The sequence below is a fragment of the Glaciecola sp. G7-5 genome (genome assembly GCF_055808975.1).
Genome location: NZ_CM147892.1, coordinates 4,275,778 through 4,293,182, shown reverse-complemented (window position 1 = coordinate 4,293,182; position 17,405 = coordinate 4,275,778). Strand labels below are relative to the sequence as shown.

Here is a 17,405-nt window from a genome sequence, read left to right as displayed (position 1 = left end):
CTTTGCATTATCACAATGATGCTATTGTCGTGATACATAGTCATTGGGCTGAACATTGCCAAGTAATGAACGGTCAATCGCTTCTACTGTAGCGGTATCACTAAAGACTTGACGCACAATTAACTTCGTTGGATAAAGTTCAAATTGTCTGTATTGCTGTCCAAAGGTATCTGTAATTTGCTTCACATTAAACAAGGTCAATTGATCACCCGCTTGTACTTGATGAGTGCGGCCCAAGTTTATTTGTAGCTGATTGTTGGCTACTGCTAGTACGCGCCCCATGGTGGGCTGGCAGATCGCAAATTCTTCTAAATCAGTAATACTTTTTTGCAGTAACTTTTGTGCGTTATGGCCATATTGACTGCGCCAAAAAGACTGCGATGAAACATCAACTGCTTTAGTAAAATCATAGTGCCATGGGGTAACGCTTTTATATTGCTGCGAATACAAAAGCTCGCCGGTCGCGCCATTTATTAATGATAAAGTAAAATCAAAGCTGCGTACGCTACTGCTACCTTTAAATGGGTTAAATGCCGACGCCTCAAAACGTTCAACAGAGATATCGTCCAAGACAAGGGTTACCACGTACTGGGTGTTCGTTTTATTTGCCAATGATTGGGCATGCTTTGAAACGTCGCTCTTTTGCCATTCAAATACGTAAGGTTCAATGTGTGACACCGTCATGGTGGGCGTCAATTTGTCCATCATATCTTTGAATTTTAGGGCACTAACTTCGCCAATTGCTTGCACTTGACCATCACTCGCTTGGGCTGTAAAACGAATAGGAAAGTAGGTCGTTGATAGTTTTTTAGTATAGTCGGCGGCACTGCAGGAGGCGTCTTGTGCAAATATGTCAGCGCGTATCGATACTGAAACAATGCCGTCTTCATAAACTTCGTCAATTAACTCAATTGTATTGACCTCTCCGGTGGCACGTATTTCCAACTGGTCATCCATAAGAAGACCGTTCGTCATTTGTTGGACGCTTCTAACAGACGCGCCAGCAAATAAGAGCGCTTGCTTAATCGCTTCTTCGGTTGCTTCTTTGCGCGCGTTATTTTTGTCGCCGTTGATCACTACTGCTTGGCCCGTTGCACTAAACCAAGCGGCGTGAGCCATTGGTGAATAATGAAGCAGGCAAACCAAGCTAACTATCATTAAGCCTAAACTTTGTTTTTGCATGTGTTTTCCACTAAATTAACTAAACGAATATCTACACGGCAAATTTATTCCGCATTTCATTTTGACTCGCTTTCTTATATGCAAAATCTATTCAAGATATGTGCCACTAAATTCTGAAGCCAAATGGTTAAAAAAACGCTGAGTTGTCGGAAAATAGGGCGCTGGCGTAAAAGCTATACTCTGCAAATCTGAGGCTAATGCCATATTTCAGATTATTTATTATATGGCACAGGCTTTGCTAACACTTCAGTAATAAGAGAATATTTAATTGGAAGCGCATATGATTGAATCAGCACAAAAGCCCAATTCCACCGTATTTAACGTAAACAAAAAACTATTAATACGCGCCAGTTTCATTGCACTGAGCCTTTGTTTAACCGCATGTGATAGCTTAATTACTAAACATGTTGAGTGGGAAACAATCGAACCGGAAAGTTATCCGGTATTAAATGCAGTAGGCTATGCGCCGATTACCGCACAAATTGGCTTAGATGTTTCATCTAAGCGTTTAATGGCAATAAAGGCATCGAAACTTGATGCTTATCGCGAACTTGCAGAGCAAGTTTATGGCCAAAAAGTTGACGGTGAGCAAGAGTTGGCTAACCTTGTGTTAACCAATAATCAATTGAAATCGTCAGTTGAGGGCGTAATAAGGGGAGCTAGAGTGGTTAAAACCTATCCTGTGGGTGATGACACTTACGCAACCGAGTTAGAGCTCGATATGCAAGTAGTGCACAACATCTATTTATCGACGGCTCAGCCCAAAAGAATCCGTAAAATTAGTTATTACTAAAGTCTAAACTAAGCCTACATGCAAACGGACCTAACTGAAGGGTTCGTTTTTTTGTCCTAAAATTGATAATCCGTAAATAGGATAGGTAAAAAAGCACAAAAAAAGCGCCTAAGCGCTTTTTTAATTAATTGGGTGTTGTTCAGCTTAGGCAGAAATGCCTTTTGATGAACTGTCGCCGTTGGTTCTTCCCGAACGGTCATAGGTCATAGATTCTTTTGCTCTTAGTTCCATCATAAAATTACGTAGATGAACTAATCTAAGTTGGCCTTGTTCAACCGACTTTGCGTTTATTTGCGTTAAGTACTTGCATTCAAACAGCACTTGTTTGCAGTCTTGCAGCAGGCTTTCGCAGACCTCTGGAATTTCAGCGCTCTGAAGCCTACGCTTATACAGCGTATCGACTGCGGAGTCTTGTGACTCAATTTTATCGAGTAAATCCTGCTTATCCTGAAGCAATTGCATCAAGGTCTCAGGCTCTCTGGAGCTGATTAAGTGCAACTCTTGCTCGAGCAGGGCCTTTAAGTCTCGAAGAAAGGCCAGTTGGCTCGATATTGCATTTTCAAGACTTGTTTTCATAATCGTTTACGCCTTTATACCAAGAATTTGAGATTCTAGAACCGCTATTTTCTTCGCTAATACTTCAGGGTTGATTTTATATTCCCCGTCGTTAATAGCTTTCTTCAAGCGATCTACTTTTTCTTGATTGACAGGCGCTTCTGAGCCTTTTTTCTGCACATTAGTTAACTGCTGTGCAGATTGAGTCAAAGACACCGAATCAGTTTTAGCTGGCACGGCAGACTTGCTATCAGCTGCTTGGCTCGCTGCACCACTAGACTGGTTTTGTACTTGTTGCTGAGCAACTTTAGACGCGTCTAGTTGTGGTTTGTTCGTATTGTTTACATTATTTATTGACATAAATTCCTACCACTAAGATTACCTCTGTAAAGGGTATCGACCGGCTTTTTATTTTCTTTAATGCTAAATGACAAAAAAATGTCACTTTCTAAAAAAAACTTCAAACAACCTATCGGCTGGGTATTTCCTATACTCTATCACTACTGTGTTATTAGTACATCTTTACTGTTTGTTGTCACACATTTATTGCATTTACAGATAAGCGCCTTAAAAATGGTGTTCCGTAGCGCCCTCTGCAATCTTCGTACCATGCTTTAGTGTTTATCAATAAATGTATGTTGCTTCAAATATTGATTTCTACCAGCGAGGTACTCGCAATTTTTGCGAATACTAATTTATCGGATGAAATATTGCGAACTTGAATAGTATCACCTAAAACACCATCTTCTTCTGCCACACCATAAACCTTAATTGAAAGTCCGGCACTAACCGCAGCAATAGTGACACGGTCGCCTTTACAAATAAAACACAGCATGCGGTCCCCAATAATATTTCCTGAACGCGTTCGGCGCTTAATTCTTGCTCCAACTATGTCCTCAATATTATTAAAGGTAGTACCTCGCAGTTTATTCTTATCCATTTCAACAAGTTCTAGATTTGCGTGGCTAAGTAGAGTCCCAGGACTGAGGTTTTCGCTACTAACGACCACCTTTTGAATAAGCGCTACGCTGGCATGCATAAATAAATACCAGTTGGTATTGTTACAGCTCACCTTTATTGACATGTTTGATTGTTGTTGAGGGTTGGTGTTTGTTGAAAATTCAAAAGGACTATCGCAGAAAGGAATATTGATACGCTCATCTATTTCTCTTACTTTTATTTTTAGATCGTCATTATTTTCGAGGTAACCATCTTGTGAAAGCTTGTCTTCTATAAAAGCATATACTTGGCTTTCTAGACTCTGCCTTGGATTGTGTAATTCAACCTTGTGATTTTGTGCTAGTGCATAGTCACTAATTTGCGCTTGCGCGACAAGTGAAAATATACATGTAGACATAATTAAAAAACACGTAAAGACTATCCTGATAATGGCCGATACCCTTGTATATTTGTTTGCTAGCATAAAATTGTACCTTTTGCTGTTAAGTGTGAAAGGTGACTTGCGACACAGACGCCATAACTTTGGCGCACACACTATCTAAAGTTGCGTAAGGCTAGCTAACGCAACAATCATGCCTAAAACGGGGGTTCGCATGTCAAGTATTATGGATTCGGTAAATCAGCGCACGCAGTTGGTCGGTCAGAATCGTTTGGAGCTTTTGCTGTTTCGATTAAATTCAAAGCAGCGTTTCGGTATAAATGTATTCAAAGTGCGAGAAGTATTGCAATGTCCTCCTTTAACCTCAATTCCTAAGTTACATGCAATTGTAAGAGGGATCGCGCATATTCGTGGACAAACGATTTCAGTTATCGACTTATCGATGGCGACTGGTGGAGCACCAATAGAAAACGTGTCCGACGCCTTTATTATTATCGCTGAATATAATCGCTCAGTGCAGGGCTTTTTAGTCGGCTCGGTTGAACGCATTATTAATACCAACTGGGATGCCATAATGCCTCCTCCTAAAGGAGCAGGGCATGCTAGTTATTTAACCGCGGTAACAGAAGTTGAAAACGAACTAATAGAAATTTTGGATGTAGAAAAAATACTCAATGAGATTTCTCCACTAAATACCGATGTTAGCAGTGATATCACCGATAATGTCAACATAATTGGCAATGAAGAGAAAATTATTTTCATTGCAGACGATTCTTCGGTTGCACGAAATCAAGTCAAAAAAGCGCTTTCAACACTGGGTTTACCTATAGAAGTAGCGAAAAACGGTTTAGAGGCGCTTGTTCGGTTGAAAGAAATTGCTGCTGAAACCGGAGATGTTACCGATAAAGTTGGCTTGCTAGTTTCAGACATTGAAATGCCTGAAATGGATGGTTATACGCTTACAGCAGAGATTAAAAATACCCCTGAGTTGCATCGTTTACAAGTTATCTTGCATACATCACTCAGTGGTGTATTTAATCAAGCGATGATAACAAAAGTTGGCGCTGATGATTTTATTGCTAAGTTCCATCCTGACGAACTTACCGGTGCAGTGCAAAAATGGCTACTTACAGATTTAAAGCCGTAGGACATTTTTTTGACTAATTTCGAATTTTCTTTGTCGCCCTCAGTATATAGAGATTTTGCAAGCTTTCTGCATCAAAAGCTAGGGATAGTGTTGGGAGAAAATCGTCAATATTTAGTCAAAAGTCGCTTATCTGCGCTAGCACGTAATCATCAATACACTGATTTTGATCTCTTTTTAAAGCATGTAATTAGTATGCGTCAACATGTTTTAAGTGAACAATGTCTTGAGTTAATGACTACTAATGAGACGTTTTGGTTTAGAGACTCATATCCTTTCAACTTGCTTAGTCACACTATTTTACCCCAACTAGATAAGCAACAAAGAAAACTTCGTATATGGAGTAGCGCTTGTGCCTCAGGGCAAGAGCCGTACTCTATTGCCATGACAATTGCTGAATATAAACGTAGCCATCCTAACGCATTTAATAATGGTGTAGAGATCATTGCTACTGATTTTTCGAGTAAAATGATTGCCGCGTCCACTGCCGGAATTTACGATGCATTGGCGTTAAACCGAGGTCTCGAAAAGCATTATAAAGAAACTTATTTCTCCCCATTAGTTAGTGCTCAAGAGAGTACTTCGCTGCAAATAAAGAAAGAAATTAAGCAATTGGTTAGCTTTAAACGTTTTAACTTATTGAGCGATTACTCCTGTTTGGGGAATTTCGACATTGTATTTTGCCGTAACGTTTTGATTTATTTTGACGGCAATAAAAAAGTGAAATACTGAAAAAGTTTGCCGCTTGTTTACCTCAAAATGGATCGCTGGTTTTAGGTGCTGCAGAATCTATTACCGGAGCAGAAAATATTTTTAAGATGCAATCACATACCACAGGCCTTTACTACACAAAGCTTTAAGCGCTTTTTAGGTCATTATAAGTTATCAATTTCTGGTAACCATTAAATAATCCATTCTTATTTAGCTATTGTTGGCACAGCACTTGCTGAGTGTTTGTGAACCTGCCGTATTTTGGATGAACAGAACAATGTATTGCCACATGGCTTACGCAAACATCCGCTACGAGCAACAGTAACCACATAGGTAAACGTTTATGGCCATAAGTTTAGATAAATTAGTCGGTGTGCATCATCAGGCACTACAAGTACGCACCCAGCGTATGGAAGTCATTTCGGGTAACTTGGCCAATGCCAATACCCCAGGCTACAAGGCTAAAGTTCTTGATTTCAACAAAGCAATGAAATCAGCACAAGCCACTATGACTAATTCATCTATGGTCAAAACTCACGAGCAGCACATGTCAGGTGGTAGCCGCATGAATCTAGAGCTCGATTTTAGAATTCCAACCCAACCCGATACAGGCGACGGCAATAACGTTGACAGTCAGGTTGAACGAAACGCTTTTCTTGAAACCGGCATGCGCTACGAAGCTAGCTTGATGTTGTTGAATGGCAAGTTTCAAGGCATGAAAAAAGCACTTAGCAGTGGAGGTTAATAGTTATGAGCTTATTTAATATTATGGATATTTCGGGTACTGGTATGGCGGCAGAAACTGTCCGCTTGAACACTACCGCGAGTAATATTGCAAACGCCAACAGTGTCAGTAGCAGTTACAACGAGACTTACAAAGCTCGCCACCCTGTATTTGCTGCTGCCCTAGACCAAGCTTCTCAGGATCAAACAAAAGGTGTTGGTGTTAACGTATTAGGCATTGTAGAGAGCCAAAAACCTTTGCAAGTTGAGTATGCGCCAGGCAACCCAATGGCCGACGAGAATGGATACATATATAAACCAAACGTAAACATTGTTGAAGAGATGGCAGATATGCTATCGGCCTCAAAAGCCTACGAGACTAATGTGCAGGTGGCTGACACCACCAAGCGTATATTTCGTCGTGTTCTACAATTAGGTCAACAATAATAGCATTACTACCGCTGCGTAAACCGCCAAAATAAATTGCTTGGCAACGTAGCTTGAGGAAATACCGATGGATTTACTAGCACAAAACGGTTTAAAAACAGACCTTTACTGGGAAACAGAAAAGGCGATTCCCGTTGCTGATGGCACTGAACAACAGTTAAAGCAAGAGGATTTCTTCGCGCTTTTAACCGAGCAGTTGGCTAATCAAGACCCAACCAAACCGGTTGAAAACGACCAGCTTGTGGCGCAAATGACCTCATTTACCACCGCAGATGGTATATCGCAACTCAACGAGAAGTTTGCCAGTTTTGCATCGTCAATGACGAGTAACCAAGCATTGCAGGCCTCAAGCTTAATCGGGCAAAGTGTATTGGTCGCAGGCAACGTTGGGCACATGCCTAATCAAGGTGACGGTATGTCAGGCGTCATCATCAATGAACAGACTTCTCAAGATACTCAAATCAGTATTCAAAATGCCAGTGGCGAAGTCATTAGAACCATTGATGTAGGTACGCAAGCTGCGGGTAATATCGAATTCAAATGGGATGGAACTGACAGTGCCGGCAATTTAATGCCACCTGGCAATTACGCAGTGACCGTCCAAGGCAGTGTTTTTGGTGAGCAAACTGCATTACCCACAGCCATTAACCGCCATGTCGACAGCGTAAGCTTGTCAGGATCAGGAGCGGGTGTAGTACTTAATTTAGATGGTGATGTCAGTATAAAACTTGACGACGTCATTCAGATCGGAAATTCATAGGAGTAGAGTATGTCATTTAATATTGCATTGAGCGGCGTATCAGCGTCACAAAAAGACTTAGATACCACCGCAAATAATATAGCCAACGTAAACACGGTTGGCTTTAAAGAGTCTCGCGCCGAATTTGGTGATGTATATGCAGCATCATTGCTCGCATCGGGTAAAACCAAAGTGGGTGACGGTGTATTAACCCAAGAGGTCTCGCAACAGTTTTCTCAAGGTAGTTTGTCTTTTACCAACAACGCGCTCGATTTAGCGATTACCGGCAACGGCTTTTTTGCCACGGTACCTGAAATTACTTCCCGCGATTTTTCTTTTACGCGTGCCGGTCAGTTTAAATTGGATTCAGATAATTTTGTGGTCAATTCAAATGGCGACAATTTATTAGGTTTCCCTGTTAACCCCGATGGTACTTCAGCATCTGTGGCTCTAAGTACAACAGAACCAGTACGTATTCCAGATTCGTCAGGCTCACCGCAACAAACAACTGAAGTTGACGTACGCTTCAATCTACCTGCGGGTGACCAGGCTAAACCTGCTGCAGACTTTGATCCAAGCGATCCGCTTACTTATAACTCGGCAACCTCGGTTACTGTTTATGATTCACTCGGCGATAGTCATGTAATGACCTATTTCTTTTTGAAAGATAATGACCCGGCTTCTGTAAATGAATGGTATGTGGCAACCGCGATTGACGACCAATTAATTGATGCCACCAACTCTGATGGCACCGCTCCTGATGCAGCAACGGCGATTAATTCTTTAGGTACTAACACCGGCAATGGTGTAGCGGTGGCTAAAATTAGATTTAGCGACGGCGGTGATTTTGTCGGGATTGAATCAGCTGATGGTTTACCGCAACCCGACAGTAAATTTCAAACAGTCGCATTAGGCGGAACAATTCTAGCGAATGGTTCTGATGCAACTCAACAAATCTCGGTTGATTTTAATTTAGACTCACAGGGGGCTAACCCAAATGAACCAACTCAGTTCGCGTCAGCTTTTGAGGTGACATCACTTGAGCAAGACGGTTTACCGGTTGGACGACTAACGGGGATCGATATTTCTCCTGACGGTTTGGTGAGAGCGACATTCTCAAACGGTACATCTGAACCTATTGTTAGAGTTGCTTTAGCACGCTTTTCGAACGAGCAAGGCTTAACGCAACAAAGCTCTACTCAATGGAAAGAGAGTATTCTGTCGGGAGAAGCACTAGCTGGCGAAGCAACCACGGGTACTTTCGGTGACATTAATTCGTCGGCCCTAGAACAGGCTAACGTTAATTTGACGACTGAATTAATTGACATGATTATTGCTCAAAGAAACTTTCAAGCAAATTCGCGAGCCCTGGAAGTAAATAACCAACTTAACCAAACAATATTGAATATTCGATAGTATATAAAGGCTAGCGCAAAGCACCAAGGTGTTTAGCGCTAGCTTATTTTTGTCCACATCAAAACGGTTTCACTATGTTGGGGTTTGCTTTGGCATAGCAATGCCGCAAATGGCCAACATTTGCCTACACTTGCCACATGGCAGTGGCAAGTAAATGACATCAACTAAGTCACGCTTTTCTCCGGAAATATCCTAAAAACACCATATAAAACAATGTTTTATTTCTTCTTGGTGTGCATCATCCTTATTGGCATGTTACTTGCAAAAACTTCGTTATAGATTCACGAAGTACATACTTTGCTTCTAGCAAGGTTTGACTAATGTGCGATAACTAGCACAACAGGGCAGGGCAATAACATGGATAAATTTCTTTATATCGCAGCAAGTGGCGCCAAACAAGATTTGATGGCAACCGGTGTGCGCGCCAATAATTTAGCCAATGCTCAAACCAACGGTTTTAAGGCCCAGCTTGAACAAGCACGTGCAATGCCTGCATTTGGTGATGGATTTGCGTCTCGTGTTTTTAGTATGACTGAAAGCCCAAGTAATAACTACGAAGGTGGTCCCATGATCACCACTGACCGTGATTTAGATATCGCGGTACAAGGCGAAGGTTGGTTTAGTGTACAAACTGATTTAGGAGAAGAGGCCTTCACGCGCTCAGGTAGTTTAACCATTGGTGCTGACGGCTCCTTGCGTGACCCCAAAGGCAATCTAATGATGGGCGACAACGGCCCAATCTTTTTACCCATTCCCATCAATAATATTACGATTGCCGGAGACGGCACTATTTCTGCTCGTTTACAAGGCGCGCCTGAAAATGCAATAGAAGAAGTAGGGCGATTAAAATTAGTCAATCCACCTATTGATCAAATCAAACGCCGTGAAGATGGCTTGTTTGATTTAAAAAACGGCGAGATCGCGCAACAAGATCTAGCGGTTAGTGTAAAAGGCGGAATGCTCGAAGGTTCAAATGTGAACGCTGTGGACGAAATGGTCAATATGATTTCATTGCAACGTCACTACGAAATGCAGGTTAAATTAATGCGCAAAGCCGACAGCTTAGCAACAAGTGGCAACATGCTGCTTCGAATTATTTAATAAGATAATGCGAATGTTACATTCGCGGAGGTTAAGGTTATGCATCCAGCTCTATGGATAAGTAAAACAGGTTTAGACGCAGCTCAAACAGATGTGTCGGTAGTATCAAACAACTTAGCGAACGCCAGTACGGTCGGTTTTAAGAAAGACCGTGCAGTGTTTGAAGATTTGCTTTATCAAAATATTAATCAGCCAGGCGGCCGCTCTTCTGCCGACACTGAACTACCCTCTGGTTTAATGCTAGGAGCGGGCTCTAAAGTTGTTGCTACTCAAAAAACACATACTCAAGGCAACTTGTTGACTACCGAAAATGCGCTTGATTTGTCTATACAAGGTCGCGGCTTTTTTGAAATCCAAATGCCTGATGGCAGTCAGTCATACACGCGTAATGGCCAGTTTACCTTAAATGATCAAGGTCAAATGGTAACGCCTGGTTCTGGTTTTGTTTTGCAGCCGGTCATTACTTTGCCAGCTGATGCCCAGCAAATCACTATTTCTCAAGACGGCGAAGTCTCAGCGCAATTGAAAGGTCAAGCTGAACCTCAGGTGTTAGGCCAAATAAATATTACTGACTTTATCAACCCTGTTGGTTTGCAACCTATTGGACAAAATTTATATGTTGAAACAGGTGCATCGGGCGCCCCTATCCAAGGTGTACCAGGCTTAGAAGGTATCGGTAGTTTGTCTCAAGGTTCGCTAGAAACATCAAACGTGAATGTTACCGAAGAATTAGTGAATCTAATTGAAAGTCAGCGTTTATATGAAATGAACTCAAAAGTGATCTCATCGGTTGACCAAATGCTAGGCCAAGTGATTCAGCAACTTTAATGAATATATATTCGAACTTGCACATATTTTCGTCTTTTTATAGTACTAGCTTAACGAGGTTTTATATGGCTATTTATCGAGGACTTAAGCAATGGTTTAGTCGCCCTGTAGTTTCAGCCTTATTGATGGTGCTAGCGTTTGCTATGCTAAGTGGTTGCAACGCAACCAGCGAACAAAATGTTGCCGCGAACGACCCGTTTTATGCACCATCAGTACCGGTGGTAACACGCGATGAAATTGCGACTAGTGGAAGCTTATTTTCTGCTGCCATGGCCAATAGCTTGTATTCAGATGTAAAAGCAAGACGCGTGGGCGATATCATCTCAGTCACCTTACAAGAGAATACCAATGCAAGTAAAAGTGCAGGTTCAAGTTCATCTAAAGAAAGTACGGTAGATCTCAATCCTATTATGGGCTTAGGTGGCAATGCTATTCGTATTGGCAGTGAAGCTATCCAACTTGGTATCGACGGTTCAAATGAATTTAGCGGAGACGCACAAGCTAGCCAAAGTAATAGTCTGCAAGGCAGCATCTCGGTTACCGTCGTTGAAGTGCTACCCAATCAAAACTTAATAATACGAGGCGAAAAATGGCTCACCCTAAATAACGGTGATGAATATATTCGCTTAACTGGCGTAATACGACCAGCTGATGTGACACCAACTAACGAAATTCAATCCACAAAAATTGCCAATGCGCGCATTCAATATAGTGGTACAGGCAGTTTTGCCAGATCCCAAGAAAAAGGCTGGTTAACTAAGTTCTTCTCTTCAACATGGTGGCCATTATGATGCATGCTTGTTTTAAGTTTTTACTCAAATGTATTGCAAATTTATCAGTCGCTATTGTGCTTCTTGCCTATTGCGCACAGTTAGGTGCCGCGCAGCGGATCAAAGACTTAGCGAGTGTACAAGGCGTACGTTCTAACCAATTAGTGGGGTATGGTTTAGTGGTGGGTTTACCGGGTACGGGTGAGACCTCTCCTTTTACCGAACAATCTTTTCGCACCATGTTAAGTAATTTTGGCATTAGTTTAGATAGCAATGTAAAGCCCAAGATTAAAAATGTGGCCGCGGTGGCCATTCACGCTGAGCTACCCGCATTTACAAAGCCGGGTCAAACCATTGATATTACGGTGTCTTCTATTGGCGAGGCTAGTAGCCTGCAAGGCGGCACATTATTGCAAACCTTTATGCGCGGACTCGATGGTGAAGTCTATGCTGTTGCTCAGGGTAGTTTAGTGGTGTCAGGATTTGGTGCCCAGGGCAATGATGGCTCGCGCATTGTAAATAATACGCCTACCGTCGGCACTATTGCCAATGGTGCGGTAGTCGAACGCACTGTTCCCCACGGTTTAATGCAAAATGACTATTTGACCTTTAACCTCAATAATCCTGACTTTTCTACTGCGCAAGCCTTAGCTGATGAAATCAATGAGCGTTTAGGCGCAGATCCCGCAAACGGCTATGCTATTGCAACTCCTATTGATGCCGCCTCTGTGCGCGTAAGTGCGCCGCGTGATGTAGGCCAGCGCGTTGGTTTTTTGGCAACCATTGAGAACTTTGAATTTACGCCAGCCGTGGGCCCTGCACGAGTTGTCATTAATAGCCGCACCGGAACGATTGTGATTGGTCAAGAGGTTAGGTTACGAGCTGCTGCGATTACCCATGGTGGGCTAACCGTTACCATTACCGAAGATCCTCTGATAGTCCAGCCCAATGCTTTTGGCAATGGAGACACCGCAGGCGTCGAACAATCTATAGTAGATGTACAACTTGATGATAGCCGAATGTTTAAATTTGAACCCGGCGTAAGTCTTGATGAACTAGTAAGAGCGGTCAATCAAATTGGTGCTGCACCTGGCGATTTGATGGCAATACTAGAAGCATTGCGCCAAGCCGGCGCATTGCAAGGCGAGTTAATTGTCATTTAATCGTGACTTAAAACAGTTTCATGGCGATAGCGAGAACTAGGGTAGATTATGGATTTTCCAGTAGACACTAAATCACAACTTGAAATGTCACGTTCGGTGCATGATTTGAATAGTCTGGACACACTACGTAATGCCGGTAAAAACGGTGATAAAGGCGCATTAGAAGAAGCGGCAAAGCAATTTGAAGCAATATTTGTGCAAATGCTTTTAAAGTCAATGCGCCAAGCGCAAGATGCCTTAGCTGACAAAGACAGCCCATTTAATTCAGACCAAGTAAAGTTTTATCGCAATATGCATGACCAACAACTGGCCAACGATTTATCGACAAACGGTAATATTGGCTTAGCTGACGTTATTATCCAGCAAATGAGTATTAATAATGGTGTTATGCCTGCCAGTGCCGTTCGCCCCGCCAATCATTTTACTATGCCAGAAAGGCCAGAACTTTCGATATTGAAACAAACTGAAGGCACGCAAAGCGGCGATAAGACAAGTGCTAACCCACTTAACAAACAAGCGGCGTTTGCTTCCCCTCAAGAATTTGTTGAACAACTTTATCCTAAAGCCATTGAAGCTGCAGAGAAATTAAATATTGACCCTAAAGCCTTGCTTGCGCAAGCCGCGGTCGAGACGGGATGGGGTAAGTTTGTCATCCATCAACAAGACGGCAATAGCTCGCATAACCTTTTCGGGATAAAGGCTGACAATCGTTGGGATGGCAATAAAGCCGTCGTAGATACGCTGGAATATGTTAACAACGTGCCAGAAAAACAGCGTGCTAGCTTCAGAAGCTATAGTGATTTCACAGATTCACTTAACGACTACATAAACTTTGTACAATCGAGTCCGCGCTATGAGCGAGCTTTAGAAAATGCCCAATCACCTCAAGAGTATTTCACAGAGTTACAGCAAGCGGGTTATGCGACCGATCCTAGCTATGCTGAAAAAGTGATGTCGGTTTATAACGGGGAGCTGCTAAATGGCTTACTCCCTTAATTCTTTTATACAGACCCGCGTAAACACCTACTTTATTAAGTACGTTTTCAGCGTCGTTATTTTTGCGCAAGCAGAGGCAATACAATGATTAGGAATGCCGATTTATTCACCATGGCAACATCGGGTTTAAACGCAAGTAATAAATTACTCGCCACTACCAGTAATAACATCGCCAATATTAATTCTGAGGGCTATGTGCGTGAACGTACAGAGTTTACATCACGCCTGGAGGGCGGTGTTGATTTTGGTTTTACCGACAGAGTACTTGACGTCTTCGCGCAAAATCAACTTCGCCGAGACACCAGTGCCGTAGGCGAACATCAAGCTTTCAACGACCGCGTAGAAAGCCTAGATAATGTATTGGCGTCTGAAGCAAACAGTATTTCTGCATCGATGACCCGCTTTTTTGGGGCATTGCAAACGGCGACTGACGACCCAACTAACATGCCATCGCGTGACGCGGTGATTGGCGAAGCCCAAGGCATGCTCAACCGTGTGAATCAGTTGGGTGAGTTTATGCGGGCTAAAGAAGAAGAAACCGAGTTGACAATTCAAAACACGGTTAAAACAGCTAATGCGTTGGTCGAACAAATCGGCAATTTAAATGAAGCAATACAGGTGGCCTCAGGGAACACTAATGTAGATACTCCCGCTCAATTGCTAAATCAGCGCGACCAAGCTATTTTAGAATTATCAGAACTCGTTGCGATTGATGTACGCACTGGATCCAATGACGGTACGGGTGTGGTCGTTAATTTAAAAAGCGGTGAATCCTTAGTATTAGCTGACGGCGCATTTAATGTGTTTGCTGTTGGTGGTGAGCCCGACTATACAAACCGAGATCTAAAGCTGCAAACCAATTATGCACCGCCAAAACGAAACACGACCATTAACGTGTTAGAGCAAAACTTAGGTGGGGCTTTAGGCGGTGTATATCGCTACCGTGAACAAGTGCTCGAACCTGCTCAACGTGATTTAGGTAAATTGGCGACAGTGTTAGCGGATACGCTGAATACTCAAAACCGTCAAGGTATGGACCTGGATCAAACGCTTGGCTCTAACCTATTTCAAATCGCTGAATTTAGAGGCATAAACTACCCTAGTAATTCTGATTTAACGCTTGGTGTGAATGGTCGCGTGCGAGAAGGCGCTAGCGGTGATATTACTAATAACGACTACAAAATTACCGTGCTAAGCACACCTAGTGGGTCTCCGGCAACATTTGATATAGAAGTGGCCGCGGTGAAAACCGACGGTCAACCAGAGCTGGACAGCCAAAATAACCCCATTACACAAACTTTAACTGTTACCGCACAGCCAGGCACCTTTAACGCGACCATTGGCGGAATTGAGTTGGAATTTGCGAATGCTTCTGCGTATAACGAGGGAGATGCTTTTTTAATTCAACCAACCCGAGTGGCTGCCGCGAATTTAAAACTTGCCACAACACGCTCTGAAGACTTGGCTTTTGCTAAACCTTTAAGAGTAGAGACAAGCATTAATAATTTAGGTGATGCACAACTAATAAGCACAACAATAAGTAACTCGGTTGTTGATTTAAGCTTTGGCGATCCAAATGCGTCTGCGTTCAATGGTGCCTTTGGTTTGCAAACTGCCGCACAATCGCCGTCGCCAAGCTTTGGTGCTCCGGTTAAAGTTGTGTTTACATCAAGCGATGCCTACGACGTACTTGATAGCGATGACAACATTATTAGTTCTGTGACAAGTGCAAGTGACCTTAACAACCTATTGGCCCAGGCAAAAGAAAGTGGCGTACCGGCTTGGCCGTCAGAATTTGCCGCTTTAAATGATTACCCCGGCTACGATTTTTCATTGCAAGGCAATCCGACTGTGGGCGATGAGTTTACTCTTCAATACAACACCAACGGCTTAAATGATAATCGTAACGCGGTTGAAATGGCCGCCATGCAACAAAGCGATTTTGTACGCTTAAGCAATACCGAGTTAGGCAATAAGGGCACTTTTAATGAGGCGTATGCGTCATTGGTCGGGCAGGTCGGTAGTGCCGCCGCGGGTGGAAAAATAGATTTAGAAGCCGCCAAAGTAATGCAGACCCAGTCTTCTGATTGGTTTGAGTCTACCTCGGGCGTGAGTCTTGATGAAGAAGCGGCAAACTTAATTCAATTCCAGCAATCATATGCCGCAGCCGCTAGAATTCTTACCACAGCACAACAAATGTTTGACACTATTTTGCAAGTTGCACGATAGCATTAGGATAAATCATGAGAGTAACAACCAATTTAATTTTTGATAAAAACTTCCGCTCGATTAACTCAAGCCAAGGGCAGTTGTCTGACATTCAAACGCAACTGGCCAGCGGGAAAAAGCTGCTAAGACCTTCAGATGACCCTGTGGGTGCGTCGCAGGTCATTCGTTTGACCGAAGAGCTTGACAAAATTACGCAATATAACCGCAACAATGATTTGGTCACTAACTCATTAGAGATTCAAGAGACTAGCTTACGTAGTATTAATGATGTGGTAAATAGAGCTCGGGTGTTAACGGTGCAATCTGGCAATGGCATATTATCAGCCGCCGATAAAGAAGCCTTAGGTTCTGAAATTGAGCAGTTACGCAATCAAGTGATTGATTTAATGAACACGCAAAATGCTAGCGGAGAATATATTTTTGCGGGTTACCAAGCCTCAAACCAAGCCTTCGAATTTAATCCAACGGCAACTGACAATCATATTAAGTTTGTGGGTGATAACGGCACTAACGTTGTCCAGTTATCAGATAGCGTGACAATTCAGAGCACGACTTCAGGCAAAACCTTATTTGAAGATGTGCAAGCGCGTTTGAACTTTTCCTTTTCTGATGTTAGCGGTGTTTCCTTTGATGACTATACGATAAAGAATCAAGGGACCTTTGATAATTTTCACAAAGCACAGTTTGATCCAGCTGTCCCAGCTAACAATCAATATCGATTTGACTTTGTATCGGCGAATGAAATTCAGGTTACTAATGTAGGAACCGGGCTTATTACTGAAACCATCCCTTTTACTAATGGGGAAGTTATTAGCTATAACGGTGCCGAATTAACCATGCAAGCTGGTGCCGGTGACAGTTTTGTACTTGATTTAAATCGACCGCAAAAAACGAATTTGGCTGAGACCTTACACAATATGTTTGTTGCGCTGAACGATACGAGCTTAAATCAGCAGCAGTTTTCTGCCATTGTCGATGACACGCTAGTCGGTATAGATAATGGCTTAAGTAAAATGGCGCGAGAAAACTCCTCTGTTGGTGCAAGATTAAATATCGCTGAGTCAGTCAAAAGCTCACAACTTGATGCAGAAATTGCAAATAGTAAAGCACGCTCTGCGATTGAAGACGTTGATTATGCCTATGCATCCTCTGAATTCGCTAAACAAGAAACAGCTCTAGAGGCCGCTTTTGCGTCTTTTCCTCGTGTCGCTAACCTGTCGTTATTTAATTATATTTAAACTCACCTGCGTGTTACTGCCTTGGTGACGG

Annotated in this window: 18 protein-coding genes; 14 read left to right on the top strand and 4 right to left on the bottom strand. The window is 42.6% G+C overall.

From position 1 onward, the window contains the following. Positions 1-21: 21 nt before the first annotated feature. On the bottom strand, positions 22-1,182 hold the full coding sequence (locus tag AC0L6H_RS18955) for a flagella assembly protein FlgT (protein ID WP_473390831.1): 1,161 nt from the start codon (positions 1,180-1,182) through the stop codon (positions 22-24). Between the two features lie 280 nt (positions 1,183-1,462). On the opposite strand from AC0L6H_RS18955, the gene AC0L6H_RS18950 reads away from it, so the two are divergent. Next, on the top strand, positions 1,463-1,975 hold the full coding sequence (locus AC0L6H_RS18950; protein WP_473390830.1) for an LPP20 family lipoprotein: 513 nt from the start codon (positions 1,463-1,465) through the stop codon (positions 1,973-1,975). Positions 1,976-2,119: 144 nt separating this feature from the next. Here the strand turns inward: AC0L6H_RS18950 and flgN are convergent, their stop codons facing one another. The 3 genes from flgN to flgA form a co-directional block, all read right to left on the bottom strand. Further along, a complete protein-coding gene (gene flgN / locus AC0L6H_RS18945) occupies positions 2,120-2,551 on the bottom strand; it encodes a flagellar export chaperone FlgN (protein WP_473390829.1) in 432 nt (143 codons plus the stop codon). Positions 2,552-2,557: 6 nt separating this feature from the next. Continuing rightward, positions 2,558-2,890 carry a flagellar biosynthesis anti-sigma factor FlgM gene (gene flgM, locus AC0L6H_RS18940; RefSeq protein ID WP_473390827.1) on the bottom strand — a complete coding sequence of 111 codons (333 nt, stop codon included), beginning with the start codon at positions 2,888-2,890 and terminating at the stop codon, positions 2,558-2,560. Positions 2,891-3,173: 283 nt separating this feature from the next. Beyond that, positions 3,174-3,953, bottom strand: coding sequence for a flagellar basal body P-ring formation chaperone FlgA (gene flgA, locus AC0L6H_RS18935; protein ID WP_473390826.1), 780 nt, complete (start codon positions 3,951-3,953; stop codon positions 3,174-3,176). A gap of 130 nt (positions 3,954-4,083) precedes the next feature. On the opposite strand from flgA, the gene AC0L6H_RS18930 reads away from it, so the two are divergent. The 13 genes from AC0L6H_RS18930 (at position 4,084) to flgL (ending at position 17,374) form a co-directional block, all read left to right on the top strand. Next, on the top strand, positions 4,084-5,016 hold the full coding sequence (locus AC0L6H_RS18930) for a chemotaxis protein CheV (RefSeq protein ID WP_473390825.1): 933 nt from the start codon (positions 4,084-4,086) through the stop codon (positions 5,014-5,016). Positions 5,017-5,025: 9 nt separating this feature from the next. Beyond that, complete coding sequence (locus tag AC0L6H_RS18925; protein WP_473390824.1) at positions 5,026-5,745, top strand: CheR family methyltransferase; 720 nt, start codon at positions 5,026-5,028, stop codon at positions 5,743-5,745. A gap of 322 nt (positions 5,746-6,067) precedes the next feature. Next, positions 6,068-6,469 (top strand): flagellar basal body rod protein FlgB, encoded by a 402-nt coding sequence (gene flgB / locus AC0L6H_RS18920; protein WP_473390822.1) that lies wholly within the window; start codon positions 6,068-6,070, stop codon positions 6,467-6,469. A 5-nt stretch (positions 6,470-6,474) separates the two neighbouring features. After that, complete coding sequence (flgC, locus tag AC0L6H_RS18915) at positions 6,475-6,894, top strand: flagellar basal body rod protein FlgC (RefSeq protein WP_473390821.1); 420 nt, start codon at positions 6,475-6,477, stop codon at positions 6,892-6,894. Positions 6,895-6,961: 67 nt separating this feature from the next. Then, positions 6,962-7,654 carry a flagellar hook assembly protein FlgD gene (locus AC0L6H_RS18910; protein ID WP_473390819.1) on the top strand — a complete coding sequence of 231 codons (693 nt, stop codon included), beginning with the start codon at positions 6,962-6,964 and terminating at the stop codon, positions 7,652-7,654. Between the two features lie 9 nt (positions 7,655-7,663). Then, the gene (gene flgE, locus AC0L6H_RS18905; protein WP_473390817.1) at positions 7,664-9,049 is read left to right on the top strand and encodes a flagellar hook protein FlgE; all 1,386 of its coding nucleotides are present in this window, start codon (positions 7,664-7,666) and stop codon (positions 9,047-9,049) included. Between the two features lie 357 nt (positions 9,050-9,406). Further along, positions 9,407-10,150, top strand: coding sequence for a flagellar basal body rod protein FlgF (locus AC0L6H_RS18900; RefSeq protein ID WP_473390815.1), 744 nt, complete (start codon positions 9,407-9,409; stop codon positions 10,148-10,150). A gap of 39 nt (positions 10,151-10,189) precedes the next feature. Then, complete coding sequence (flgG, locus tag AC0L6H_RS18895) at positions 10,190-10,978, top strand: flagellar basal-body rod protein FlgG (protein WP_473390813.1); 789 nt, start codon at positions 10,190-10,192, stop codon at positions 10,976-10,978. 143 nt (positions 10,979-11,121) lie between these two features. Beyond that, a complete protein-coding gene (gene flgH / locus AC0L6H_RS18890) occupies positions 11,122-11,769 on the top strand; it encodes a flagellar basal body L-ring protein FlgH (RefSeq protein ID WP_473394582.1) in 648 nt (215 codons plus the stop codon). Next, positions 11,766-12,911: a flagellar basal body P-ring protein FlgI gene (locus AC0L6H_RS18885; RefSeq protein ID WP_473390810.1), complete on the top strand. Its 1,146-nt coding sequence runs from the start codon at positions 11,766-11,768 to the stop codon at positions 12,909-12,911. Before flgH ends, AC0L6H_RS18885 begins: the two co-directional genes overlap by 4 nt. A gap of 48 nt (positions 12,912-12,959) precedes the next feature. Further along, complete coding sequence (gene flgJ, locus AC0L6H_RS18880; protein ID WP_473390808.1) at positions 12,960-13,907, top strand: flagellar assembly peptidoglycan hydrolase FlgJ; 948 nt, start codon at positions 12,960-12,962, stop codon at positions 13,905-13,907. An 84-nt stretch (positions 13,908-13,991) separates the two neighbouring features. Further along, positions 13,992-16,136 carry a flagellar hook-associated protein FlgK gene (flgK, locus tag AC0L6H_RS18875; protein ID WP_473390806.1) on the top strand — a complete coding sequence of 715 codons (2,145 nt, stop codon included), beginning with the start codon at positions 13,992-13,994 and terminating at the stop codon, positions 16,134-16,136. Between the two features lie 14 nt (positions 16,137-16,150). Then, positions 16,151-17,374: a flagellar hook-associated protein FlgL gene (gene flgL / locus AC0L6H_RS18870; RefSeq protein WP_473390805.1), complete on the top strand. Its 1,224-nt coding sequence runs from the start codon at positions 16,151-16,153 to the stop codon at positions 17,372-17,374. Positions 17,375-17,405: the final 31 nt, after the last annotated feature.

What these genes read in the sequence shown, in the direction of transcription:
- flgH (WP_473394582.1), top strand. Translation starts at nt 11,122, where the DNA reads ATGCTAAGTGGTTGCAACGCAACCAGCGAACAAAATGTTGCCGCGAAC.
- flgM (WP_473390827.1), bottom strand. Translation starts at nt 2,890, where the DNA reads ATGTCAATAAATAATGTAAACAATACGAACAAACCACAACTAGACGCG.
- flgL (WP_473390805.1), top strand. Translation starts at nt 16,151, where the DNA reads ATGAGAGTAACAACCAATTTAATTTTTGATAAAAACTTCCGCTCGATT.
- AC0L6H_RS18955 (WP_473390831.1), bottom strand. Translation starts at nt 1,182, where the DNA reads ATGCAAAAACAAAGTTTAGGCTTAATGATAGTTAGCTTGGTTTGCCTG.
- flgA (WP_473390826.1), bottom strand. Translation starts at nt 3,953, where the DNA reads ATGCTAGCAAACAAATATACAAGGGTATCGGCCATTATCAGGATAGTC.
- AC0L6H_RS18930 (WP_473390825.1), top strand. Translation starts at nt 4,084, where the DNA reads ATGTCAAGTATTATGGATTCGGTAAATCAGCGCACGCAGTTGGTCGGT.
- flgN (WP_473390829.1), bottom strand. Translation starts at nt 2,551, where the DNA reads ATGAAAACAAGTCTTGAAAATGCAATATCGAGCCAACTGGCCTTTCTT.
- flgJ (WP_473390808.1), top strand. Translation starts at nt 12,960, where the DNA reads ATGGATTTTCCAGTAGACACTAAATCACAACTTGAAATGTCACGTTCG.
- flgE (WP_473390817.1), top strand. Translation starts at nt 7,664, where the DNA reads ATGTCATTTAATATTGCATTGAGCGGCGTATCAGCGTCACAAAAAGAC.
- AC0L6H_RS18910 (WP_473390819.1), top strand. Translation starts at nt 6,962, where the DNA reads ATGGATTTACTAGCACAAAACGGTTTAAAAACAGACCTTTACTGGGAA.
- flgB (WP_473390822.1), top strand. Translation starts at nt 6,068, where the DNA reads ATGGCCATAAGTTTAGATAAATTAGTCGGTGTGCATCATCAGGCACTA.
- AC0L6H_RS18885 (WP_473390810.1), top strand. Translation starts at nt 11,766, where the DNA reads ATGATGCATGCTTGTTTTAAGTTTTTACTCAAATGTATTGCAAATTTA.
- AC0L6H_RS18950 (WP_473390830.1), top strand. Translation starts at nt 1,463, where the DNA reads ATGATTGAATCAGCACAAAAGCCCAATTCCACCGTATTTAACGTAAAC.
- flgG (WP_473390813.1), top strand. Translation starts at nt 10,190, where the DNA reads ATGCATCCAGCTCTATGGATAAGTAAAACAGGTTTAGACGCAGCTCAA.
- AC0L6H_RS18900 (WP_473390815.1), top strand. Translation starts at nt 9,407, where the DNA reads ATGGATAAATTTCTTTATATCGCAGCAAGTGGCGCCAAACAAGATTTG.
- flgC (WP_473390821.1), top strand. Translation starts at nt 6,475, where the DNA reads ATGAGCTTATTTAATATTATGGATATTTCGGGTACTGGTATGGCGGCA.
- flgK (WP_473390806.1), top strand. Translation starts at nt 13,992, where the DNA reads ATGATTAGGAATGCCGATTTATTCACCATGGCAACATCGGGTTTAAAC.